General features: G+C 69.0%; 1 protein-coding gene. It reads left to right on the plus strand.

Annotated elements, in window-relative coordinates; genetic code table 11:
• Nucleotides 1-458 (plus strand): TetR/AcrR family transcriptional regulator (locus tag HW466_RS31190; RefSeq protein ID WP_176316151.1); only part of this gene is annotated, 458 nt, incomplete at its 5' end.
• Nucleotides 459-538: the final 80 nt, after the last annotated feature.

Below are 538 nucleotides of genomic sequence, written 5' to 3' on the forward strand. Positions count from 1 at the left end.
CGAAGGACGCCCTGATCGCCGCGGCGATCGCGATCGGCTTCGGCCAGACCACCGACCGGCTGCGCGAGCGCATGGCGCGCCATCCCGCATTGCCGCGCGCGGTCGCCTTCATGGGCGCCTACCTCAACGAGCGGCACCGCGATCATCCCGAAACCGGCTGCGCCGCGGCCACCCTGGCCGTCGAGATCGGCCGGGGCAGCGATGCCGTGCGGCGCGTGTTTACCGAACACCTCGAATCGCTGGTCGATTGCGCGCGCGCGCCGGCGGACGACGCCGGCGAGGGTGGCCACGACGCCCCCGCCCTGGCCGACTCGCAAGCGCAGCGGCAGGAAGCCGGGCTGGCGGCCGTGGCGCTGGCCATCGGCTCGCTGATCCTGTCGCGCGCGGTGGACGACCCCGGCCTCTCGCGTCGCCTGCTGGAAGCCGGCGTGAAGGCTTCATGGCGCTTGTCCGACTAGCTTTCCGTTTCAATAGCGGTTAAGTATGCATACGCATACATCATCGAGCTTTCCTTTTCATTTCAATGGAGCCTGCGATG

Origin of the sequence: Burkholderia territorii (assembly GCF_902833055.1) — a bacterium.
Lineage (GTDB): Bacteria > Pseudomonadota > Gammaproteobacteria > Burkholderiales > Burkholderiaceae > Burkholderia > Burkholderia territorii.